18 protein-coding genes are annotated in these 22,928 nt (G+C 61.1%); 8 read left to right on the plus strand and 10 right to left on the minus strand.

Annotated elements, in window-relative coordinates; genetic code table 11:
• Window positions 1-12: 12 nt before the first annotated feature.
• The 8 genes from KBC96_09600 to KBC96_09635 form a co-directional block, all read right to left on the minus strand.
• On the minus strand, window positions 13-2,424 hold the full coding sequence (locus KBC96_09600; protein MBP6964647.1) for a glycosyl transferase family 36: 2,412 nt from the start codon (window positions 2,422-2,424) through the stop codon (window positions 13-15).
• 32 nt (window positions 2,425-2,456) lie between these two features.
• Window positions 2,457-3,521 carry a hypothetical protein gene (locus tag KBC96_09605; protein MBP6964648.1) on the minus strand — a complete coding sequence of 355 codons (1,065 nt, stop codon included), beginning with the start codon at window positions 3,519-3,521 and terminating at the stop codon, window positions 2,457-2,459.
• Window positions 3,494-3,919, minus strand: a complete 426-nt coding sequence (locus KBC96_09610; GenBank protein MBP6964649.1) for a hypothetical protein — start codon at window positions 3,917-3,919, stop codon at window positions 3,494-3,496. The genes KBC96_09605 and KBC96_09610 overlap by 28 nt, the downstream gene beginning before the upstream one ends.
• Window positions 3,916-4,350, minus strand: a complete 435-nt coding sequence (locus tag KBC96_09615; GenBank protein MBP6964650.1) for a hypothetical protein — start codon at window positions 4,348-4,350, stop codon at window positions 3,916-3,918. Before KBC96_09615 ends, KBC96_09610 begins: the two co-directional genes overlap by 4 nt.
• A 33-nt stretch (window positions 4,351-4,383) precedes the next feature.
• A complete protein-coding gene (locus KBC96_09620; protein MBP6964651.1) occupies window positions 4,384-5,598 on the minus strand; it encodes an Nramp family divalent metal transporter in 1,215 nt (404 codons plus the stop codon).
• A 40-nt stretch (window positions 5,599-5,638) separates the two neighbouring features.
• Entirely contained in the window at window positions 5,639-7,591 is a 1,953-nt protein-coding gene (locus KBC96_09625; protein MBP6964652.1) for an acetylxylan esterase, read from the minus strand.
• A gap of 104 nt (window positions 7,592-7,695) precedes the next feature.
• On the minus strand, window positions 7,696-8,421 hold the full coding sequence (locus tag KBC96_09630) for a ZIP family zinc transporter (GenBank protein MBP6964653.1): 726 nt from the start codon (window positions 8,419-8,421) through the stop codon (window positions 7,696-7,698).
• A gap of 43 nt (window positions 8,422-8,464) precedes the next feature.
• Window positions 8,465-11,590 (minus strand): isoleucine--tRNA ligase, encoded by a 3,126-nt coding sequence (locus KBC96_09635; GenBank protein MBP6964654.1) that lies wholly within the window; start codon window positions 11,588-11,590, stop codon window positions 8,465-8,467.
• Window positions 11,591-12,243: 653 nt separating this feature from the next.
• Between KBC96_09635 and KBC96_09640 the strand changes: the two genes are divergently transcribed.
• Genes KBC96_09640 through tadA form a run of 3 tightly spaced genes read left to right on the plus strand, consistent with a single transcriptional unit; the run spans window position 12,244 to window position 15,103 of the window.
• Window positions 12,244-13,089 (plus strand): MBL fold metallo-hydrolase, encoded by an 846-nt coding sequence (locus KBC96_09640; GenBank protein MBP6964655.1) that lies wholly within the window; start codon window positions 12,244-12,246, stop codon window positions 13,087-13,089.
• Window positions 13,086-13,316 (plus strand): DUF3006 domain-containing protein, encoded by a 231-nt coding sequence (locus tag KBC96_09645; protein MBP6964656.1) that lies wholly within the window; start codon window positions 13,086-13,088, stop codon window positions 13,314-13,316. Before KBC96_09640 ends, KBC96_09645 begins: the two co-directional genes overlap by 4 nt.
• A 50-nt stretch (window positions 13,317-13,366) precedes the next feature.
• Window positions 13,367-15,103: a Flp pilus assembly complex ATPase component TadA gene (gene tadA, locus KBC96_09650; protein ID MBP6964657.1), complete on the plus strand. Its 1,737-nt coding sequence runs from the start codon at window positions 13,367-13,369 to the stop codon at window positions 15,101-15,103.
• A gap of 11 nt (window positions 15,104-15,114) precedes the next feature.
• Here the strand turns inward: tadA and KBC96_09655 are convergent, their stop codons facing one another.
• Together KBC96_09655 and KBC96_09660 are read right to left on the minus strand one after the other, a co-directional pair.
• Window positions 15,115-18,180: a DUF5107 domain-containing protein gene (locus tag KBC96_09655; protein ID MBP6964658.1), complete on the minus strand. Its 3,066-nt coding sequence runs from the start codon at window positions 18,178-18,180 to the stop codon at window positions 15,115-15,117.
• 21 nt (window positions 18,181-18,201) lie between these two features.
• Window positions 18,202-18,885: a DUF2993 domain-containing protein gene (locus KBC96_09660; GenBank protein ID MBP6964659.1), complete on the minus strand. Its 684-nt coding sequence runs from the start codon at window positions 18,883-18,885 to the stop codon at window positions 18,202-18,204.
• 189 nt (window positions 18,886-19,074) lie between these two features.
• Between KBC96_09660 and miaA the strand changes: the two genes are divergently transcribed.
• The 5 genes from miaA to KBC96_09685 all read left to right on the plus strand — a co-directional run.
• The gene (miaA, locus tag KBC96_09665; protein ID MBP6964660.1) at window positions 19,075-20,016 is read left to right on the plus strand and encodes a tRNA (adenosine(37)-N6)-dimethylallyltransferase MiaA; all 942 of its coding nucleotides are present in this window, start codon (window positions 19,075-19,077) and stop codon (window positions 20,014-20,016) included.
• A 63-nt stretch (window positions 20,017-20,079) separates the two neighbouring features.
• Window positions 20,080-20,349: an RNA chaperone Hfq gene (gene hfq / locus KBC96_09670; protein MBP6964661.1), complete on the plus strand. Its 270-nt coding sequence runs from the start codon at window positions 20,080-20,082 to the stop codon at window positions 20,347-20,349.
• A gap of 1 nt (window position 20,350) precedes the next feature.
• Window positions 20,351-21,199: a diaminopimelate epimerase gene (locus KBC96_09675; protein ID MBP6964662.1), complete on the plus strand. Its 849-nt coding sequence runs from the start codon at window positions 20,351-20,353 to the stop codon at window positions 21,197-21,199.
• Window positions 21,200-21,292: 93 nt separating this feature from the next.
• Complete coding sequence (locus KBC96_09680; GenBank protein ID MBP6964663.1) at window positions 21,293-22,480, plus strand: LL-diaminopimelate aminotransferase; 1,188 nt, start codon at window positions 21,293-21,295, stop codon at window positions 22,478-22,480.
• The coding region (locus KBC96_09685) for a GTPase HflX (protein MBP6964664.1) at window positions 22,468-22,928 on the plus strand (461 nt) is incomplete at its 3' end. The genes KBC96_09680 and KBC96_09685, both read left to right, overlap by 13 nt.

Here is a 22,928-nt window from a genome sequence, read left to right on the forward strand (position 1 = left end):
CTATGTCTGTATTCAGGGATTCGATCCCATCACGATGCGGACCTTGTGCGTGCCCTCTGCGAAGATGGGGATGAGGTTGCCTTCAACTCGGCTGCCGTCAACTTCCATTGACTGTACGCGGTGTTGGAGGTGGTTTGGGTTGGCGACCTCGATCTCGTAGGTCGCGCGTCTGAACTTTCGGGTGATCTTGAACCCGTCCCAGGCGGACGGGATGCACGGATCAACGACTAGTCCGTCGTAGGTCGGTCGGACGCCCAGGATGTAGTCAATCCCGTCTCGGTACATCCAGACGCCTGAGCCGGTCAGCCAGGAATGGCTCGCCTCGCCGAAGGTCGGATGCTCGGGGCTGGTGACGTACTCCGAGTAGACGTACGGCTCCATCCGGTAGATGTCCGGGTCTTGCGCCTGGTTGATCGGATTGGTCTTGGTGTAGTACTCATACGCCCGATCGCCGTTCCCGAGGAGGCACTCGGCCATGATTGCCCACGCCGCCGGGTGGTTGAAGATTGCGCCGTTCTCCTTCTTGCCGGGTACGCACCGAGTCGCCAGGCCGACGCCCGGGTCCACGTGCCGATATGCCGGCCAGACGAGCTGCGGGCCGCGGGGAGTGTTCAGGAGCTTGTGGACCGAATCCATCGTCATGCGCGCGCGATCCTCCGGCGCTATGCCGCTGATCACCGCCCATGTGTTGGACTCCAGGAAGATCCGACCCTCCTCGTTGTTGCTCGAGCCTATGACCTTGCCGTCGTCCCTCGTGCCCCTGATGTACCACTGGCCGTCCCAGGCGATGGCATTCAGCGCTTCGGCGATCTGATCGTATTCCGCCCGATACTTCTCTGCCTTCGAGCTCGCTCCGATGCGTCCCAGCAGATCCGCGCTCTCCCTGAGGATGTAGCATAGGAACTCGGCAACCCACATGCTCTCGCCCTTGCCCTCGCGTCCGACGTAGTCGAGCGTGTCATTCCAGTCCCCCGGGCCGAACTTCGGAAGGTGGCGATCAGTAAGCTGGCTGAGAGGGTAGTCGATCGCCCGCGTCAGATGCTCGAGCACGTCTCCCTCGCCGTCGTCGTGGTAGGGAACGACTCTGTCGAGGAAGCCGAAGTCGCCGGTCTCCTTGATGTAGCTCATGATTGCGAGCGGGAGCCAGAGGGGCGTGTCCGAGTGCCCAGTCTTCTCCCCCTGGCCGGTCAGCCGGAAGAAGTTGTGCAGCGTGCTCCCATCCGCGAACTGGTGGGAGATGACGTCGCAGATCCGGTCGGCGATCTCGGCGGGGTGCGCGAGGAGCGGGCCCAGGAGGTCCTGGGACTGATCCCTTATACCCGTGCCGAAGAGCAGGCCGCCGTGATAGTAGCCCGCAGTGCGGTGCATGTGGAATGTCACCCACGCCTGACGCTTCGCCCAGACGTTCAGCATGAGGTTCATGTTCTCGTCAGGGGTGTCCACGGTCACTGCCGAGATATAGTCGTCCCAGTACTTCTTCACGGCATCGAGGGCCGCATCGACGTTGGCGAGGTCGCGGTACTTGCGCACGAGCGGGATCGCGGCCTCGAGACCATCATCCTCTCTGCGGTCCACGATCCCCATCAGTATGGAGAACTCGATAGTCTCTCCGGGCTTGATCTCGATATCGCTCTGGAGGGCGGCGCACGCGTCCCCCGCAGTGATCTCCGTGTTGCGGCACTTCCCTTCCTCCACCGCGACGGGATCGGACTCCGAGCGCCAGGGTCCGATGAACGCGTCCTTCTTCCCGTCGAAGCCCGTCACGGGGAGTGATGAGGCGAAGTAGACGTACTTGTCCCACGCCTGGTTCGGCTGCTTGACGGTCGCGCCCCGGTACGTGACCCAGTAGTTCTTCGTCGCATATAGGAACTCGTTGTCCTCGTCGAAACGGACAACGTTGAAGTGTTGGTCGTTCGGCTGATTGATCAGGTCTACGAGCGCGTGACCTAGACAAAGTTCAACATAGGAGAATACCTTCAGGCAGAGTGTCCTGTGAGACGTATTCCTCAGACGGACACGCCAGATCTCCAGATCTTCGTCCTGAGGAACGAAGTACGTGACCTTGCTGCGGATGCCCCGATGCTCCTGTTCGATGCTTGTGTAGCCCATGCCGTGACGGCACTCGTAGAAATCGAGCGCCCGGTTGGGTGTCGGCTGCCAGGTCAGCGACCAGCAATCGCCCTCGCCCGTGCGCAGGTAGATATAGCGTCCGGGCCGGTCCCAGGGGAGTCCGTTGTATCGGTGGCGGGTGATGCGTGAATCCTTCGGGCATATCCAGAAACTGTATCCGCCTCCCGCGTTTGTGACGAGGCCGGTGAATCGGGTGTTGCTTATGTAGTTGACCCACGGCGCTGGCGTGTCGGGTCGTGTGATGATGAACTCCTTGCCGTCATCGGAAAACCGTCCGTACTTCTCGAGTCCCATACTTCCTCCAGTGTGTCTTGCTGCGGTGTACTCTATCGGTCGACGAGGCTCCCAACGAGAAGAGCCGCTGAGCGATGGCGCATCGCATCTTCGCCCCCCGCGACATAAATCGTTGCTGCACCGTCGCCTGCAGCTGCAGTCGTGGCGACGGCACAGGGTATCGGGTCCGTCTGCAGATACCGGTCGGAATCGGTGTCATAGATCAGAGTATCGTCCAGAAACCCAGCGACGGGCGATTCCGCGTATCCGCCCACGAGGACGATCTGACGCGAATCAAGGGGCACGGCGGATGTCCAGCGTGAGGCGAGGGGGACGTTCCTGGTGGGTTGCCATGTGCCTGAGCTCACGCCGATATCGCGGACGTAAGCGTCTCCGAAGTTGCCGAGAGTCCCGTCCGCCTGAACCCCGTAACCTCCGAAGACGAACAGCTTCGTGCCCACGACCACCGCCGCCGCGCCGACCCGCCCCGACGGCATCCCGGGGCCGACCATCTGCAGCCATTCGGGCTTGACGGCGGAAACATCGAGCATCAGCAGGCTCGGGCGAGCGGCCTTCATACTGCCGGCGTCCATCCCCTGCGCGCCGCCGACGACGTAGAAGCGGCTGCCTACCGCCGCCCCGGACGCGCCCCAGATCGGCCGCGGGAGGTCCGGGAGCCGGTCCCACGTCAGGCGCCCTTCAACTCGTCGAAGCCGGAAGCACCGCTTCAGAGCGCCGGTCGAATCCGCGCCACCCGCGATGAGAAGCCGGTCGTCAATCACCGCCGATGCTCCGTACGCACCCGGCATCGGGAGGTCGGGAAACCTGATCCATCGGTTCTGGGTCGGAGAGTAGGCGATCGTTTGCTGGCCGAAGTGCTTCGCCTCGTGTTCCCAGTAAGCGCCCCCCGCAACGACGAACAGGCCGTCCGCGATGCCGCATCCCAGGTAGTCCCGCGCGCTCGGCATATCCGGCCCGCGATGCCATTCGACCGAGGGAGTGGCGTGAGCAGGCGCGCAGACAGCCAAGCCGAAGGAGAGCGCCAACAGCACTCTGAACAGATTCGAAGTCCGCAGTCCGAAACTCCAGATCATGTCTTCGTCACCCTCACCTCGCATCGTCCCATCACCGGATCGAATACCGTGGTCTCGCACCTAAACCCGAACGGCTCGATTACGTGCTTGTAGAGCACCTTGCAGTGCTCGCAGTAATCGGGGTAGGGCGTGAGGTGTTTGTTGCGCCGTAGGATCGCGGCCGATGGGCAATGGTCCATCTCGATTCGGAACTGCTCGTCCGTGAGCACCATCCGGCAATCGGCGCCCTCCTCAGATAGTGTGTGTGACCAGTACTCGTGCATCCCCTGGAGGCCCTTCTCCGCCACGAGGTCGCGCAGGTTGAAGAGGAACTCGTCCGCCAGTTTCTCCCAGAAGCGTACCAGCTCTTCCCTGCCGTGCCGTTCCTCGATGAACGCGAACAGCTCGGAGTAGGCCATGATGAACTCGGTGCACGAGATCATCGGTCCGCCTCCCTCATGAAGCGCTGGACGCACGATGCGTCTTCCTGATCATAGTCGACCTCCGAGGCGTAACCGGCTCGCCGGCAGATTTCGCCGTTCACGACACGGGTCGCCTCACAGAATCGTCTGCAGACGTCGTAACCCTGCTCCCACATGTGGGCGATTGCCGGGCACGCTCTGACTTCGAGTACGAGTATATCGTCGTTCGCGAAGCGGAGATCGAAATCAGCCTCCTCGAGCGACATGATGTTCTGCCAGTAATCCTGCAGCGCCGGGAGCCCCCGTAACCGAAGTGACTCGATCAGGGGGGCGTATGCGTTCCGTGCCAGCCGAAGGAGGTATTCCTCCATCTCGCCCTCACCGTAGTTGTCGAGCAGGAACTTCAACCCGAAGCTGAAACAACCGTGAAAGTCTTTGTGTACGTTTGGCATGATTCCGACTGCAGGTTTCCGACTCGTGGCTTTCTACTTGCTAACCATCTCCATCACTCTGAAGACACTCATCCAGATGAGCACCAGGAGCGCGATCACGGCCCATACGTTCGCCAGGAGCGAGTTGCGGTGCGCTCCGACCACGCGCTTGTCGTTCGCCAGCACGATCATCACAAGTGCGCAGAGCGGGACTGCCAGAATCGTGCTTTTCTGGGCCAGGACGATTCCGCCGATCGGGGTGTTGGTACAAAGCGTGTAGATGCCCGCTCCAAGTCCGACCGCCATGCCGATTGCAGTCAAAATGCGGGATGGGTTGGCGTTGATGTCTGAGCCCATCCCCAGGGAGTCGGCGAGCAGGCCGCCGCCGATCATCGCGTTCACGACTGTCGAACTGAACGAAGCCGCCAGGAATCCGAGGCTGAAGAGGACGACCGACGCATGTCCGAGCAGCGGCTCGAGCTGTTTCGCCAGATCGCTCGCGTCGGCAATCGTCGCGCCTCGGAATACTGATGCCGAGGTCATCGTGACTATCATCGAGATTCCGATCAGGATACTCATTCCGACAAAGGTATCGGTCAGGCCGGTGCGGAGATCATCGGATTTCCACCCCTTCTGCTGGGCCATCGTCGACTGGTAGAGCGCCGCGATCACGGAGAAGGTTGTCGCAACCATTGCGGTGATGAGGCCAGTCATCGCCCCGTCCCAGGGCCGTGGGATCAGCCCGGCGAACATCTCGCCGAGGTCCGGCTTCGACACGATCAGGTTGATGATGAACGCCGCCAGCATGAACATGACGAGCGCGAGCATCACCTTCTCCATCGCCTGATAGAGCCGCCTGGCCGCGAATACGAACAGCAGCGCTATCAGCCCGACTGCCGCCATCCAGACCATCTCGTGGATGCCGGTGAGGGTCGTGAGAGCCGTGCTGCACGCGAGGTAGTTGCCCATCTGGAAGGACGCGCACACGACGAACGCGAGAATTCCCATGATGACCGCAAGCCACCTGCCATAGTTCGTCGCCACGAGAGTGAGCAGCGACTGCTTGTTCAGCACGCCGATGCGCGCCGACATCGCCGTGTAGAGCATCATGAAACTCCCGGCGACGATCACCGCCCAGAGGAGGCTCATGCCCGCCGACGCGCCGATCTTGGATGCCACTGTAACGCTTCCCGGCCCGATCACCACGGCCGCGGTGATGAACCCCGGTCCGAGCGAGCGCAGAAAGCCGTTCCTCGTCCCTTGTGTCATTTATCTCCTATACCCTTATCAGTCAGTGTGGCAGCAATCCTCAACGCGCGATCCAAGTGTAGAGCGTTTCGTCTGCCGCAAGCATGCGCCTTACCGCCAGGGCCTCCGGATGCCCTGACGCAGCATAGGCGGCACGGATGAAGTCCGCGTCGAGCCGGCTGCGAGTATTGTGGATCAGCAGCCGTTTCGGTGCGACGAGCGCGCCCGCGGTCCGAAGGTCGCCCACCCGGCGGAGACACGGAGCATAGAGCCGTTCGATGAACTCCTGGTCGCTCGACGCATCGAATCCGGCCATGTCCACCACGGCTGATTCGATCCAGGGCGCAAACGGGAGCGCGAGCAGGCACCACAGCCCGGCATCTCCAATCCCGATCATTTTGACGGGGGTCACACCGCTCACAAACCTGGCTGCGGTCAGGATGTCCTGGACGCGCTCCATGGTGTCCGTGCGGTTGTAGGTGTCGAAGAAGCCGTATCTCTTCGTTCGGTCCTGCGGGCCGGAGTGCTCGCCGATGCCGAAGCAGTCTATCATGAGGACGTAGCGACCCTCGCTGACCAGTCTTCGGATGAGCGCCGACGGCTCGCCGTTGTCGAATAATGCGGCCTTTCCGGAGGAGTGAACGACCACGACCGCGCCAGAGGTCTTCCTGTTTTTCGGCCTATAGAGCAACGCCGGAATCGCATCGCCCTTCTCGCTACGAGCGCTCACGAGTTTCTCCAGTGTGAAGTCGTCGGAAGAGTCCTGTCCTCTGCTTATGGCTCCAGCTCCGGTAGGCAATTCAATTGCCAGCGCATGACGGAGCGCCTCGCCGTAGACGTCACGGAAGCGCTTGAGAGACTCGGCATCGTGAGGCTTCATCGAGGCCAGTTGATTCTCCGACGCCTCGATCCGGTTCTTCACGATGCCGTCGGCATCGAGCCAGTTGGTTGGGCGAGGCTCCTTCGCGAAGACGAGCAGTTCCTCGTCCGTGTGGTGATCGTACGGACGCTCCTTCAGACTTGCTGCCTCGGTGTTTCCGAGTATCCAGCGCCCGAACCAGGCGTAGACCGCTTCACGGCTATCCTTGTTGTAGTTGTGCTCTGCATCGAACCGCACGCAAGCGACCTGCTCCGATGCGCCGAGCAGGTCGTAGACGCCCTTGATCGCCGGGAACTCGACCTCCGGAGTCAGCTTCGTCCAGTCGCCGGTCGCCGATACCATAATCATTGGGCGAGGCGCGGCCATCGCCCCGATCTCCATGTTGTTCGTGTCGATCCTGACCAGCGGCGGGTTCTCGCAGACGCATCCGCCCTGCATGGTGCTCGAGATCATGTTGACCGGCGCAGAGTACTTCACCCGGTCATCGACCGCAGTGAGCAGGAACGTCTGTGTTCCCCCGCCGGACGCGCCGGTGCATGCGATCCGGTCCGGATCGACCTCCGGGAGGCTGAGCAGGAAATCAACCGCGCGGATGCTGTTCCACAACTGCAGGCCGCCCATGCTGATCCCCCAGAGCCGGAACCGCTCGCCGATAAGATCCTCGCGGTGCTTGAGCTGTGAGGAGTCGTTGTAGCCGATCATGTCATAGGCGAAGGCGATGTAACCCTGCCTGGCGAAACCGATTGCCCGTCCCGGCCCGGAACTGCGGACGGTATCCTCCAGCCGGCCTTCCGCCCCGTGTCCGTGCGGGTTCAGAACGGCCGGGAACGGTCCGGTCTTGCCCCTGGGGCGGTAGAGATTGCCAGTGACGTAGAATCCGGGGAAGCTCTCGAAGTAGACCTTCTCGACGGTATAGCCCGCATGCTCGATCCGGCCGAAGATCCGCGCATGGAGCGCCGTCTTCTCCGGCATTGGCATCAGGCCCGTGCCAGTGAGAATCTGCGCGCGCAGGTAGGCTGCCCGCTGCTCCCACGCCTCTCGGGTGGCGGGAGCCTTGAACGAGTAGGTCATATCGAGGTGGCGCACCTCATCGAAGCGCCGGTCGTCAACCGGCCCGACAGTGAACGCATGCATAGTCGCCTCCGCATATCCCAACGCCAGGGCGCATATCGTAACAGCGAGTACCGTAATACTTACCGCAAGTCGCGACGCCCGCTCATCCATCACTCATCTACCTCTCAACCGACCCGTCCGATGATGAACGCCGACAGAAAGCCCGATACGGTCGCCAGCGCCACCATCGGGCCGGCATCGTGATACGCCTCGGGCATCATCGTGTCCGCGAGCATCGCCATAATCGCGCCCGCCGCGACTGCCAGTGCCGCCGCGATGCCCGATGCCGGGAGCCCGCGGAACAGGACAAAACCGAGGACTGAACTGAGTCCTGTCACCAGGAACACGGCCGACCAGACTCCCAGCGTATAGCGCGCGCTGTGCCCGGAGTTACGAAGGCATGACGCTCCCGCCAGGCCCTCGGGCAGGTTGCTGATGAAGATCGCTGAGAGGAGCACGACGCTCACCTTGCCGCCGACGAGCAGGCTCGCCCCGATGACCATTGTCTCGGGGATGTTGTCCAGAATCGTGCCGATCAGCACGCCGGTGCCCGCCTCCGCGCAGTCGCCCTTCGGGCATTTGCGGGCACCGCCGCCGATCCGGCTTACGAGATAGCTCAGAGAGAGGAAGAAGCAGGCGCCGCCGATGAACCCGACCGACACCGGCACGAATCCCCCCTGTTTGAAAGATTCCTCGATCAGATCGTAGGCAAGCGCAGAGATCAGCGCCCCGGACCCGAAGCCCAGGACGATCCCAATGGTCCGGTGCGACATCCTGGCGTAGTAACCGACGAGCGCCCCTATCAGAGACGCCGAACCGACGACGAGTCCCCAGAGCAGAGCGTCAGTCACGGCGATTGCCCCTCTCCTGCATCAGTGTCAGGTCGGTCTTCCCTTATGCCTTCTCCAGCTTCAGGCCAATCTCCTCGCCCGCGATCTTCACTCGCGGGAACGACTCGCCATCCGACGCTGTGACGGAGTTCGCCAGCGTCTCCTGTCGGATGTAGTCCGACCACGATCGGATCGCCTCCGACAGCTTGCCGGAGGTCGCGTACTCGATCGTGATGTGGTCGTCAACGTTGAACCCGGAGTCCTTGCGCATGTTCTGGATCTGGCGGACCAGGTCGCGCACGAGGCCCTCTTGGATGAGTTCCTCGGTAAGCCGTGTGTCGATTGCCACTACAGTCGCCAGCTCTTCGCAGCAGCAGAGGTTCTCCGGCGCGGTGGTCTCCACGAGCACGTCGTCCGGCTCGAGAGTGAGCCTCTCGCCGGCGACCTCGAGCTCGAAGGACTCTCCTGCCGCGACCTTGACCGCGATCGCCGCGCCGTCCGCTTCGGTGAGAGCCGCCGAAATCTTCGACAAGAGCTTGCCGTGCTTCGGGCCCAGAGTCCTGAGGTTAGGCTTGATGCAGTAGCCCACCAGCCCCGTGGCGTCGTCCGTCAGCGTGAGTGCCTTGATGTTCAGTTCGTCGAGGATCAGCCGCTCGTTGCGCCTGACCGCTTCACGCTCGACTCTGCTTGAGGGCTTGACGGTGACTAGCGCGAGCGGTTGGCGCACCTTCATCGCCGATCCGCTTCGGGCCGCGCGTCCGAGACGGACGACCTTCATCACGGCGTCGGTCTCCTCGATGAGATGCTTGTCTATCAGTGACTCGTCGGCGGCCGGCCAGTCGCAGAGATGCACGCTCTCCGGCGCATCCGAATCGACCGAGCAGACCAGATTCCGGTACATGTCGTCGGCCATGAAGGGCATCACCGGCGCGAGGAGTTTCGTTAGCGTGACAAGCACCTCGTAGAGTGTCGAGTACGCCGATTGCTTGTCGTCGTCGCACTCGCTCTTCCAGAACCGGCGTCGGCTCAGGCGGACGTACCAGTTCGAGAGGTCGTCTACGAACTTGTCGACCAGCCGGGTGACCTCGGCCGCGTCGTAGTCCTCCAGCGACTCGGTAGTTGCCTTGACCAGCGCGTGCAGCCGCGAGAGTATCCAGCGGTCGATCTCAGACCTGTCTGACACGTCCGACTGCTCTGATCGGTCCGACGGCCGCCATTGATCCACCAAGGCATACGTCACGAAGAACGAATACACGTTCCACAGAGTCAGCACGTTTCGGACGACTTCGTCGCCCCTGCCGTAGCCGAAGTTCAGATTGTTCTGGATGTTCGCCCCAGCGTAGATCCAGCGCATGACATCTGCGCCCATCTTCTCGACCGCCTCGTCGAACCAGATCGCGTTCCCGTGGCTCTTGTGCATCGGTCGGCCCTTCTCGTCGTGGACCTTCTCATAGACGAGCACCGACTTGTAAGGCGCCTTGCCCTCCAGTGTCACGCTCATGAAGAGCATCGAGTAGAACCAGAGCCGGATTTGCTCTCGCATCTCTACCACGAACTCGGCGGGGAACCACTTCTCCCAGTACGACTTGTCCTCATCGAGGTACCCCAGGGTGGAGTAGGGGACGATCCCCGCGTCGAGCCAGCAGTCGCCGACCTCGGGAACACGCTCTGCCGTTCCTCCGCACTTCCGGCACTTCACCTTCACGTTATCTATCCACGGGCGATGCAGTTCCTTCAACTGCTCTATGCCGCTGACCGCCAGTTCGTCCAACTCCTTGCGCGACCCGATGAACGTCATCTCGCCGCACGCGCACCTAAAGATCGGCAGCGGCAGTCCCCAGAAGCGCTTCCGCGAGATGCACCAGTCGCCCATGTTGTTGAGCCAGTCCTCCATGCGCTTTCCGGCGTACTCGGGCACCCAGCGCACCCTGCGGGCCTCTTCCTTCATCGGCTCGCGGATGTGATCGCACGCGATGAACCACTCATCTACCAGACGGAACACCAACTCAGCCTGACATCTCCAGCACACCGGGTAGCGGTGTTCGTACCGCTCTGTCTTGTAGAGCATGCCTTTCTCTTCGAGGTCGAGGAAGATTCCCTCGGCGACCTCGCCAACCGATTTCTCTTCGAGCCAGCCGAATCCCGGGTAGTAGTAGCCGTTCTCATCGATCGGGACGATCACCGGCAGTTCGAGCTTCTGCGAGAGCTCATAGTCCTCAGCGCCGCAGCCCGGAGCGATATGAACGACGCCGACGCCTTCCTCCTCGCCGACGTAGTCCCAAGGGACGACTCGTGAATCGACATCCTTCTGGGCTGGCAGATCGAAGAACGGGCCCTTGTAGTGCAGGCCGACCAGTTCGCTGCCCTTGACGGTGCCAAGCATCTCGTACTCGCCGTCGAGCTTGGTGACCGTCCCGGCGGAGAGGTATAGGATGCCGTCGGTCTGCCTCACTTTCGCATAGTCGAGCTCAGGATGCACCGCCAGGGCGACGTTCGCGGTAAGCGTCCACGGGGTGGTCGTCCAGACCATAATGTACTCGTCCTCGCGATCCGTGATCGGCAGCTTGAGGAAGACCGACGTGTGCGTCATCTCGCGGTATGAGTCGATCAATTCGTGCTGAGACAGTGACGTACCGCATCGGGCGCACCAGGGCATCGCGCGCTGGCCCTTGTAGAGCCAGCCGTTGTCGTGGCACCTCTTCAGGAAATGCCAGATGTGCTCGATATTCGTGTCGGTCATCGTGTAGTAGGAGTGGTCCCAGTCCATCCACTGCCCGAGCCGTTTCGACTGCTCGCTCTGGATGGCGGAGTACTTCTCCACTCGCGCGCAGCACGCCTCGGAGAACTTGTCGAGCCCATACTCCATGATCTCGCGCTTCGAGTTCAGTCCCAGGTCCTTCTCGACCTCGACTTCCACCCAGAGTCCCTGGCAGTCGAACCCGTTCTGATAGCGCTGGTCGTAGCCCTGCATCGCCTTGAAGCGCTGGAAGATGTCCTTATACGTGCGTCCCCACGCATGGTGAACGCCCATCGGGTTGTTCGCCGTGATTGGGCCGTCGATGAACGACCAGTGCTTATTCCCGGCGTTCTTTTCGCGCAGCTTGTCGAATATGCGGCGCTCCTCCCAGAACCGGAGCACCTCGCGCTCCATATCCGGGAAGCTCAAACCGCTCTTGACCTCTTTGAACATTCGATCTCCTCCACAATCAGGTTACGGGTTGCCCGTTCTGGTCTCCGGGGTTCTCCATGATCCGAAACCCACAATCCATAGCCCCGGAAACAATAAGCCTCTCATCCCTAGTGCAGGGACGAGAGGCCTGATAAACCTTTCGCGGTACCACCCCGATTCGCGTGCGCCTCACGGCACGTGCCTTCACAGGTACTTGGGCGAACCCACATACCCTGGCTCTGTAACGGGAGCCGCCCGGGAGCAACTACTGGGTACCCACTAACCAGGTATCAGCAATCAGTGAAGCTCACTAGCCACACTGGTTACTAGATACTGGTTGCTTCCTTTCGCAACTCCGGCTCGGAGGTGATCTTCCCCGCGCGGAGCTCGGTCCCGGTTCTCAGCTCCCCCGGTTCTCTGTAGCCTATCCGCTCGTTCGAACTTCGTGCTTCGATTTTCGAATCTCCAGCCTTGTGCTGGTCGGGTACTCTTCCTCGTCATCGCCTCTGTCAACGGTGATGATCCGAGTAAACTCGATCCGTATTATAGGGGTTTCGACATCGAGTTGTCAATGCCATCGGTGGCTGTGGGCGCAGGAACACTCGGGCACGGTGTCGAATTCGTCCGGAGAGACACTAGGAACGCCTGAACTCAGGGAAGTTAAGAGCTAACCAATGCGGAGATTTCTGCCTATAATCCTGGTAATAGTAGCGTTGGGCGTGCTCGCTCGAATGATCATGCTGGACGTGGGTTCTGGCGGCGATGAGAAGAGGCCGCGACTCGTGGTGCATTTCGTGGACGTTGGTCCTGGCGGGTGCACTGTCATACGAACGCCCGATGGTCGCACCATTCTGATTGATGCGGGGAGTTCGGAGAGGTCGGACCATCTGCTCTCCTATTTGTCGGATCTGGAGATCTCTCGGATAGACCTCTTGGTGATCACGAGTTCGGACGAAGTCCGAGCCGGGGGCCTGCCGATGTTGCTTGAAGAGGTAGGTGTGTCCAGAGTGCTGGACGCGGCGCGTCGTCCCGGCGGGTCTGCGTATCAGCAGGCGATCCGCGTCATGGATGAGCGGCGGATCGACCGCGATGCGCTCGACGAGGGGCGAGATCTCGGGATATCGAACTGCGTCCAGTTCAAGGTGCTCTGGCCAGCGGTGGGAGCGACGGTCTCGGGCGACGAATCGGTGGTGCTTCGTCTGGCATACGGGGAGATTTCGTTCCTGCTGGCCGGCGATATGGCCGCACACTCGGAGGCCCGCCTGCTAGCAGAGTATCATGATCTTCGCAGCACCGTGTTAAGAGTGCCGAACTCCGGCGACCCGCTATCGGCGTCGAATGAGTTTCTGCAGATCGTGAGGCCAGAGTATGCGGTGGTGTTCACGGAAGCGGGCGCGTTTGCCGAAACCGTCATGGATAGGCTGATTGCGTCTGGGTCGAAGGTGTTCCGAACGGATGAGAATGGTGATATCGTGTTTTCGACTGACGGCCTGCGCGTCTGGACGGAGTGTGCGCAATGAGTACTGTGGGAGTTCGCGCGTCTGTCGATCGCTTCGAAGAGGATCAGGCGGTTCTGCTTCTGGGCGAACATGGCTCGGAGTCTGGAGCCTGGCCCCGGAGTCTGCTGCCGGACGACGCGGTTGAGGGCACCGTGCTTCAGGTGACTCTGGAAACCGACGCTGAAGAGTCGGCTGACGCTGCTGGGGAGATTCGTCGTCTGCTTAGCGACCTGGCCGATTCCGAATGAGAAACGGGATCATCGGAGTCTCTTTGTCTGTTCTTGGGGAAGGTAGCTGAATGGAAGAGTATTACAAGAAACCGCTGGGCGACATCCTGCTGGATCGGGGGATGATTACGGACGAGCAGCTGCATGCGGCCCTGGACGAGCAGAAACAGAGCCGAAAACGTCTGGGGGAAGTGCTAGTCTCCCTGGGGTTCATCACTGAAGAACAGGTTACGGAGGCTCGCGCCCTACAGTTCGACGTGGGATACGTCAACCTGCAGGAGCAGGAATGTGAGCCGGAGGCGATTGCGAGCGTGTCAGATGCCACCGCCAGAACCTACAACCTCGTGCCGTTCAAGATGACGGGAAACAGGTTAACCGTGGCCATGGCCAACCCCCTCGATGTCGAGGCCATTGACCTTGTGCAGTTCGAGGCGAAGTGCCGCGTCGAGCCGATGCTTGCGACGGAGTGGCGCATAGTCGAGGTACTGAACAAGCAATATGGCGGCGGTTCGAGCGAAGATCTCCAGGACATGGCGCAGGAAGCTGCCTCGACTCCGGCCTCGCTGGTGGATTCCGACGAGCACGAGGACATTGACGAGGTCAGGCGTAAGACGAGCAGTGCCCCCATCGTGCGCATGGTGAATATGCTCCTGACTCAGGCGGTTCGGCGCAAGGCAAGCGATATACACATCGAGCCCAGGCGCGATACCGTGGACGTGCGTTACAGAATTGATGGTGAGCTTCACATCGTCAGAAGTTTCCCTAAGGCCTTGCATGCAGCGATTGCTTCACGCATCAAGATCATGTCGGAGTTGGACATCTCGGAGCGCAGGCTTCCTCAGGACGGCCGTATCACCGTAAAACTCGACAAGCGGATGGTGGATCTTCGAGTCTCTACGAGTCCGATCATATACGGAGAGAGAGTGGTGCTGCGGATTCTGGACCGGGCGAGCGGCATGATCCCGCTCGATCAACTGGGATTCGCGGAGGTGGAACTGGATGCACTCACCAGGTTGGTATCCCAACCCCACGGGATTATTCTCGTGACCGGACCCACGGGCAGCGGCAAGACAACGACGCTCTATGCTGTACTGAACGTTATCAAGTCAGAGTCTACGAATATCATGACTGTTGAAGATCCTGTAGAATACGAACTGGAGGGGATTAACCAGACCAACGTGCACCATAAGATCGGACTGACATTCGCCAACCAACTTCGCGCGATACTGCGTCAGGATCCGGACGTTGTACTCGTAGGTGAGATCAGAGATACCGAGACCGCGGACGTCGCGTTCCGAGCCGCGCTGACGGGCCATCTCGTCCTGAGCACCCTACACTGCAATGACGCCCCCAGTGCCATCACGCGCCTGGTCGATCAGGATGTCGAGCCGTTCCTGGTGGGCTCGGCTATCAACGGAGTGGTCGCTCAGCGACTGGTCCGGGTGCTCTGCCCGGACTGCAAGGAGGCTTATTCCGCCGACGAGAAGACCGTGGCTCTGCTCGGACTCGATCCAGGGTCTATAGTGACGCTATACAGGCCGGGCACATGTGCAAACTGCGACGGAACGGGATATAAGGGCCGCATCTGCATCAACGAACTCATGGTGATGGACGATGAGTTGAGGCGCCTGACGATGCTAAAGTCGCCTGCGTCCGAGTTACGAAAGGCAGCGATCGCCTCAGGGATGAGACCGATGGCTCAGGATGGCACCGAGAAGGTCCTTGCCGGGATCACGACCATTGAGGAAGTGCAGCGAAAGGTATTCGTGGAGACCGAGGATACGATCCTGAACGTGCGAGCTGCGTGAAATCCGTCAACTCAGTGCTGCCAGACCGCGATCGGAACCCGCCTTCCTTCGGCGCGAGTGTGCGCCACTTGTTCCATGTAACGGCGCATCCGCAGGGGCTCGTCTCGCTCGAACTCACGGGCGCGCCGGAAAAACTCGGATGCCGCGTCCGGATCGCCACATGCGAGGCGGTCCAGCCCCCTGAGCATATTCAATCGAGCCTCTGCTTCCGGTGAGTCCGCGGACGGATTGGCGGGAAGGATCATCGCATAGGCGTCCCGCGCATCGTGTCTAGCCAGCCTGTCTCTCGCTCTTCCGACGTAGTACGCCTGTTCAGTCCCGCGTATCGGCATGTCATCGGCAGCCGATCCGTATGCCGACCGCGCCCCCGTGGAATCACCCAGGCAAGTGAGAGCATCTCCATGCAGGCAGAACGCCTGTGCGTCGCTGGAGTCGTGAAACCTGCTCGCGCCGAGGTTGGTCGGGTACTCGGTGGCTGCTCGGAAATCCCTTGAGGCTTCAGTGTAGTGTCTCCGATCCATGGACCTCAGTCCCCGCCGTACCATAGCCCAGACGTAGAGGATGCGAGTCTGATAGGCCAGTTCGGCTACGAAGAAGTTCTTGTTGGCCAGAATCTCAACGGCCTCGTCCAGTTCGTCTGCCGCGAGATGAGCGCGCACCGCCCTCTCGAGGCATTCGCTGTCATCGGGCGCGTGCAGCAGTATACGGCGAGCGATGTCGGACCTGATGGCCTCTTCACCGCTAAGCTCTGCCAGTATGTCGAGATCGCGGAGAATACTCGGATTGTCCGGGCACAGGTCGCTCGCCCGACGCATGAAGTCAAAGGCAGCCGAAAGATCGTCCAGTTTGTGCCAGTACGCTATGGCCAGATTCCGGCACGGTCGGTAATCGGATGGTTCACTCTTGTACGCGTACAGCCACTTCCCGACAGCCTCATCCGTCCGCCCCCGGTCATAGAGCATGTTGCCGTACTCTATCAAGGACTCCTTGTCCGATCGGTTTTCGAGCAGTCGCATCAGTACGTCCCCGTGCGCAAAGCAACTCACGACGCCCCACTCGTCGTACCCGTACGCCCGCGGTGGCTCGCCGTCCAGTTCCTCAAGTAGCACACGCAGGAACGGGTCACAGGGAGGCACTGCTTCGACCCAACAGTCTGCTATGCTTCGCGCCTCCTCACCTCTTCCCAGTTCGAGGTACATCGCTGCCGCATCCATGTCTTCCTGGAAGCTCTCGATCGCCAGTGGAGGCGGCTCACCTTGCTGACTCGAGAAGAAGCTCTCCCAGAGGGCATGTCTCCACAGCGGATCGGCCTCCACCAGCGCCGAGACCTTGTCGTTCTTCTTCCCAAGGATTCTGGCCGCGATTGCGCCAAGCAGCGAGAGCAGCGGATCGGCTGAGTTCGTCACGAGGTTAGCGACCGCAGCGCAGTCCCCACTGCGGATACAGTTCCCTGCCAGCCGACACCTCGCCAGCACGCCGAGCGACGGGTCGCTGATGAGCCGCGTCCACCGATCGCTCGCATCATCTCCCAGCCCTTCGATCGAGAGGGCTAGCAGAGCCTCAGACTCCGAGTCAGGCCTGATGACCGTTCTTGCCTGATCGCCGGCATCGCCCCATCGCCCCGCCCTGAGGGCGAAGCGAGCCAAGCCCTTTCGTGCCTCAGGCTCATGGTCGGTGCCGATGAGCTTCTCAAAGCGCTTGATCGCAGCTTCCGACGAGTCGTGTCGCTCCGCCGTTCTCGCTGCATCGAGGACGTCGTCGGGAGTGTCGAGATACTCTCTCGATAGACTCGTTCGCGGGACAACGTCGCGTACCCGTTCCGTCCGTCGAGGATCGTAAGCAAGAAGCACGTTTCGAGCGGCATCCAGTACAACGACAGATACCTTCTGAGGATTGCCCGATGCGTTGAGGGAGACGACCTCGCCGGCCCGAAGATCGTGTCTCTCGCTGGCCAAGTGTTTGTCGCCCAGAGATACTCTGATCTCGGCGGCTGTGGTGTCTCTGCACATCTGCACGGAGATCATGCCGTCGGGACCGGTGTTGATGATGCCCTCTCGGTGTGCCTTGACGAAGCCGCCCGTCGGACCCACGGGGAGCCAGTATTCGGTCATCTCGACTAACTCGTGCGGCTGAAGCAGATCGAAATCACCCTGGGTGGCGAATCTCCCGGCCTGTATCTCCATGTAGTCGCCGGCGTTGTCCGTGAGCATGCTCTGCCATAGCTTGCCCATTGCGTCCTGTCCCCAGCAGAATACCTTGCGCGCGGGCATCTCTTCCTGCCTGGCCCAGTGCGCCAATCCGTAATCGGTCACATCGTAGTAAACGCCGAAGAACTCGTCGTATGTCTCTGCTGCGAAGACGTCTCCGGTGAACTCGTGGTTCTCCATCCTGCTCAGATCCTTGCCGTCGCACACCGGCCACGTCGTGTTCTCCCCATATGCTCCTGAGACGCACCGTGTCATCGGATAGATCAGTCTCATGTCCGGAGTGGAACTTACGCCGGCGTTAGTCCACCAGTAATGCCTGTGGGGAAGGGAAGTCCCGTTGTAGAGGCGGATATGGTCTGAGAATCTATACTCCCGTGGTGCGAGTCGAATCTCGACGGTGAAGCGCATGCCCGTCATCTGTTCGGTAAGGCCGAAGACCACTGCCGCCGATCCGTCGGGGAAGCGCCTCATGGTGTGCGGAATCCTGGAGTGCGTGTATACCGAGTGACTAACGGGAAAGTTGAACTCGATGCCGCCCGATATCCATGCGCCACGAGTGGCGATAAGTGTGGGCTTGATGCAGTCGTTTCGGTAGAAGACCTCCCGCCCAAGTAGCTTATCGTATACCGAGAACAGTCTGCATCCCAGGTCCGGAAGGAAGGTGAGCCGCAGCAACTCGTTCTCGAGCACGAGGGTTTCGTATCGCCGGGAGACGCGCCTGCCCGTTAGGCGGTTCTGAAGCCTGTACGGGTAGACGTGTGCGCCAAGTCGTTTGGTGAACGACGGGTCCGGCCTCTCCGGATGCGTCTGGTATGTCGGCAGGTCAATCGACTCCCTGCGAACTAGAACTCTATGGCTGTAGTTGTCCACTCTCCTGTCACTCCCCCGCTGCTAAGGCTTGAATACCATGCCTCCGCCGAGTTGAACCGCGTCCTTCTTGACGGAAACCGATGCGATCTTCACCGGGTACTTCATCTTTTCCAGGTCTAGAACTGGATTGACCCTGTCCAGAAGTCGGTTGACGATCCACGCGGGGACAGGGAGGATGCTGAGCGAAGCCTTGTCTGCGACGAAGTTCACCTTGGTTGCGCCCTCGATCTGCGGCTGCCCGGTCACCCTGAACTCCGCGCCGACCCCATGGAAGGTCGGCCTGGCGACTACGGTCAGATTGCCCGCTTCGAGTTCAATCAGCATCTGGCTCCCGTCGGGGCGGCTCGCGTTGATATACTCGTTGACAGCCTTCTCCGTCATAGTCGCCTGAAAGGCGGTCGAGCCGACGCTCTTCAACTTGCGGTTCGAGGTGTTGAAGGACACGTCGTCCATCTCTACGACGAGGAGCGCGACTGTAAGGCCCTGGGCAATCTGGGCGTCGGTCCCGGTGATATGCAGGGAGGATATCCGCCCTCCCAGCATATCGGTTTCGGATCCCGAAGCCTTGACGTCATAGCTGCGGGCCGGGCCGATGTAGGAGGGCAGGGCCTTCTCGATGCCCTGTTCGATCTTGGGACGGATGAGCCCCCCGGAGCATCCCATCAGCCACGCGCATGCCAGCATCATAACGATGATCTTCCGCATATCACAGCCTCCCTTGCGTGGTCGGTAGCCCCGACAGCAGCATCCCACCAGCTTCAGGTATTATACATCCGCATCGGTTGCGACGCCAGCGGTGTTCGAGCGGGACGTATCCGTTCGGGCGTTGAGTTGCGACTCATCCGCCTTTGTGCTATACTTCCCCAAGTTCGTGCCGCGTTGGGAACGGGGGCGATGCAGAAGACAGTCCTTGGGATAGTCGGCCCGACCGCCACAGGCAAGACGGCCGTCGGGATACGACTCGCTCGAATGCTCGACGGGGAGATTATATCGGCCGATTCGATGGCGGTCTATCGGGGTATGAACATAGGCACGGCGAAGCCCACCGCGGAGGAGCGGCGGGAGACCGCCTTTCACCTGATTGATGTGGTTGATCCCGACGATGGCTTCAGCGCTTCCCAGTTCAAGACGCTTGCGGACGAGGCGATCGCCGGCATTATGTCGAGGGGCAGGGTGCCGATCGTAGTCGGCGGGACTGGCATGTACATCAAGGTCTTGACCGGCGGTTTGGATATTCCGGCAGTGCCGCCCGACCAGGAGCTTCGGGACCGTCTGAGGCATACTGCGGAGAGGCTGGGTGGCGAATGTCTCCTCGAGCAACTCCGCGAGGTGGACGAGACTACCGCCGCGCGACTCAATCCGAGGGATGTCAAGCGGATAATCAGGGCGCTCGAGGTGTACAAGGCTACAGGAAGGCCGATCTCCCATTTCCATGAGACGGCGGGGTCGGCCCGGACGGATGTCCGATTTGCTGTTTTCGGCTTGGTGATGGACAGGGCCGCTCTCTACGATCGGATCGGGCGCCGCGTTGACGCCATGATCGAGGCAGGATTGGTGGAGGAGGTGCGGGGGCTTCTGGATGAGGGGTATGCCGCCGATCTCCCGGCGATGAAGAGCCTGGGGTATAGGCAGATAGCGGGTTTTCTCCTGGGTAAGTGCGAACTGCGGACGGCGGTAGAGCTCATCAAGCAGGAGACGCGGCAGTTTGCGAAGAGACAGATCACTTGGTTTCGCGCGGATCCAAGCGTTCGATGGATGGACGTGGGCGATCTCTCCCCGGAGGAAGCCGCCCGGGATATCTATTCCGCGTTTGGCAGAGATGCTCTCGCGCAGTAGCAAGGTGTGGCGCTTGAGAGAAATGCAGTCACTCGATTGTGCGCTAGGACGGAGGAACGTTATATGAACAAGGGGCAGGTCAACTTGCAGGATGTGTTCCTGAATCAGGTTCGCAAAGAGAACATCCCGGTCACGATCTATCTAGTCGGCGGTGTGCAACTGAAGGGGCAGGTCAAAGGCTTCGACGCCTTCACGGTTCTTCTCGATAGCCCCGGGAAGCCGACGCAGATGGTATACAAGCACGCGGTCGCGTCCGTCGTACCCTCCAAACAGGTGTCTACGAACGTACAGGAGATGCCTAAGGACTCGTCCGAGACCCCTGCGGAAGAGTAGCATGCCGGAACTCAGTTTCGTGAAGATGCACGGGGCCGGCAACGACTTCATTCTCTCCGACCACCTCGATGGAACGGGTCCGTTGGATCAGGCGGATCTCGGCGATCTCGCGGTTCTCTTGTGCGAGCGGCACTTCGGCATCGGCGCAGACGGATTGGTCCTCGTGCTCCCGTCGGACTCCGCCGACTACCGAATGAGGATAATGAACTCCGACGGCAGCGAGGCCGAGATGTGCGGGAACGCCATCAGGTGCTTCGCGAAGTACCTCTTCGACCGCGGCCTTGCCGGGACTTCCCTCAGCGTTGAGACGCTCTCGGGGGTCAAGCGCATCGAGGTGCAGTCAGACGAAGGGAAGGCCTTCGCAGCCACGGTGAACATGGGCGCGCCGAAGCTCGACGCTTCCGACATCCCTGTTTCAGGTTATGAGGGTCGAGTCATCCTTCAGCCCATCGAGGTGGACGGCCGATCGTTCGAGATCACCTGCGTGAGCATGGGGATTCCTCACTGCGTGATATTCGTGGACTCCGCCGATGCTGTGCCGCTTCTGGAGATCGGCCCCAGGATCGAGACCCATGCGGCCTTCCCGCAGAAGACGAATGTGGACTTTGCCCAGGCGGTCTCCCGGCAGGATGTGATCATGCGCGTCTGGGAGCGAGGCGCGGGGGCTACCCTCGCGTGCGGTACCGGCGCCTGTGCGACGGTAGTGGCCGGCTCGATCACGGGGAAGACGGACGGGCGCGCGGCGGTGCATCTCCCCGGCGGCGATCTCTTCATAGACTGGCGGGACGACGGCAACGTATACATGACAGGTCCGGCGGCGGAAGTATACACAGGCAAGATCAGCCTGTAATCCGGCGTCGGACGCAAGTATCCGAACTACAGACGGTAGACTTTGGGCACATGCGCCTGCGGTCTGCTGTCTATTGTCTTATTGGAGGTTCTCTTGGAGTACGCAAAGAGATTCGAGTGCATCCCGCCATACCTATTCGGCGAGATATCGCGGATGAAAGCGAGGGCGATCGCGGAGGGCAAGGATCTGATAGACTTCGGCATCGGCGACCCCGATCAGCCTACGCCCCGGCCGATCATTGACTCGCTCGCCCGCGCGGCCGCCGACCCGAAGACGCACCGCTACGACGAGAGCGACTTCGGTTGGCCCGCCTTCATCAACGCTGTGGCAAGCTGGTACCGACGTCGCTTCGGCGTCGAACTCGATCCCGCCGCCGGCGAGGTCCTCGAGACCATCGGCTCGAAGGAGGCCCTCGCTCATCTCGCATGGGCGTTCATTGACTCGGGCGACATCTCACTCGTCCCGGAGCCGGGGTACACCGTCTACAGGGTGAACACCTGGATGGCCGGCGGAACTCCGCACGTCATGCCGCTCCTCGCGGAAAACGGCTTCCTGCCCGACCTCAGCGCGGTCCCCGCCGATGCTGCGCGCAAGGCGAAGCTGATGTACATCAACTATCCGAACAATCCGACGGGCGCTTGTGCGACCACGGGGTTCTTCGCCGACGTCGTGGCCTTCGCGAAGGAGTACGAGATCATCGTCTGCCATGATGCGGCCTACACCGAGGTCTCCTTCGACGGATACCGGCCGCCCAGCTTCCTGGAAGTCGCGGGTGCGAAGGATGTCGGCATCGAGATGCACTCGCTCTCCAAAGGCTGCAACATGACCGGCTGGCGAATCGGGATGGCTGTCGGCAATGCGGATGTTCTGCGCGGTCTCAACAAGATGAAGTCGAACGTTGACTCGAAGCAGTTCCCCGCTGTGGCGGAGGCAGGCGCGTATGCCCTAGGTCATCTCGACGGTAGCCCGGAGACTCTCGCCATTTACCGGGCTCGTCGCGACATCCTGATCGAGGGTCTGAACAGCCTCGGATGGAGCCTGCCGATGAGCAAGGCGACCTTGTACGTCTGGGCTCCCGTCCCCGCGAGGTATACGTCAATCGAGTTCGCCAAGATGCTTCTCGAGACGGCGGGCGTGCTTGTCGTGCCCGGTGTCGGATATGGTGCCCACGGTGAGGGCTACGTGCGCTTCTCCCTCACGGTGGACGGCGACTCGAACGGGGAACGGGTGGCTGAGGCAGTCGAACGCCTCAGGAAGCACGGAGTCTCATGCACGATGTAGACGCGAGCGATCGCGCGATACTGGTCAGCCTCGAGTCGGGCGACGATGCCCGCGACCGGGCATCGCTCGAGGAACTGAGGGAACTCGCCTTTACAGCGGGCGCCCTCGTCGTCGGGGAGTTCGGGCAGAAACGACGCGCCCCCCATGTCGCATGCTACCTCGGGCAGGGGAAAGCCGAAGAGCTCTTTGCCGAGGTCCGGGAACTCGACGCGAACCTCGTCATCTTCAACGGCGATCTGACCTCAACCCAGCTTCGCAACCTCGACGAGGCTGTCGGGGCAAGGCTCGTGGACCGGACGCAGCTCATCCTGGACATATTTGCCCAGCGCGCCCACACGCGGGAGGGCCAGCTTCAGGTCGAGCTGGCCCAGTTGACCTACCTCCTCCCTCGCATCACCAGCCTCTACACCCAGTTTGAGCGGCAGCAGGGAGGCATCGGCATCCGCGG

Source organism: Armatimonadota bacterium, from assembly GCA_017993055.1.
Classification (GTDB): Bacteria; Armatimonadota; UBA5829; order DTJY01; family DTJY01; genus JAGONM01.

What these genes read in the sequence shown, in the direction of transcription:
- KBC96_09600 (MBP6964647.1), bottom strand. Translation starts at nt 2,424, where the DNA reads ATGGGACTCGAGAAGTACGGACGGTTTTCCGATGACGGCAAGGAGTTC.
- KBC96_09605 (MBP6964648.1), bottom strand. Translation starts at nt 3,521, where the DNA reads ATGCGAGGTGAGGGTGACGAAGACATGATCTGGAGTTTCGGACTGCGG.
- KBC96_09610 (MBP6964649.1), bottom strand. Translation starts at nt 3,919, where the DNA reads ATGATCTCGTGCACCGAGTTCATCATGGCCTACTCCGAGCTGTTCGCG.
- KBC96_09615 (MBP6964650.1), bottom strand. Translation starts at nt 4,350, where the DNA reads ATGCCAAACGTACACAAAGACTTTCACGGTTGTTTCAGCTTCGGGTTG.
- KBC96_09620 (MBP6964651.1), bottom strand. Translation starts at nt 5,598, where the DNA reads ATGACACAAGGGACGAGGAACGGCTTTCTGCGCTCGCTCGGACCGGGG.
- KBC96_09625 (MBP6964652.1), bottom strand. Translation starts at nt 7,591, where the DNA reads ATGCATGCGTTCACTGTCGGGCCGGTTGACGACCGGCGCTTCGATGAG.
- KBC96_09635 (MBP6964654.1), bottom strand. Translation starts at nt 11,590, where the DNA reads ATGTTCAAAGAGGTCAAGAGCGGTTTGAGCTTCCCGGATATGGAGCGC.
- KBC96_09640 (MBP6964655.1), top strand. Translation starts at nt 12,244, where the DNA reads ATGCGGAGATTTCTGCCTATAATCCTGGTAATAGTAGCGTTGGGCGTG.
- KBC96_09645 (MBP6964656.1), top strand. Translation starts at nt 13,086, where the DNA reads ATGAGTACTGTGGGAGTTCGCGCGTCTGTCGATCGCTTCGAAGAGGAT.
- tadA (MBP6964657.1), top strand. Translation starts at nt 13,367, where the DNA reads ATGGAAGAGTATTACAAGAAACCGCTGGGCGACATCCTGCTGGATCGG.
- KBC96_09660 (MBP6964659.1), bottom strand. Translation starts at nt 18,885, where the DNA reads ATGCGGAAGATCATCGTTATGATGCTGGCATGCGCGTGGCTGATGGGA.
- miaA (MBP6964660.1), top strand. Translation starts at nt 19,075, where the DNA reads ATGCAGAAGACAGTCCTTGGGATAGTCGGCCCGACCGCCACAGGCAAG.
- hfq (MBP6964661.1), top strand. Translation starts at nt 20,080, where the DNA reads ATGAACAAGGGGCAGGTCAACTTGCAGGATGTGTTCCTGAATCAGGTT.
- KBC96_09675 (MBP6964662.1), top strand. Translation starts at nt 20,351, where the DNA reads ATGCCGGAACTCAGTTTCGTGAAGATGCACGGGGCCGGCAACGACTTC.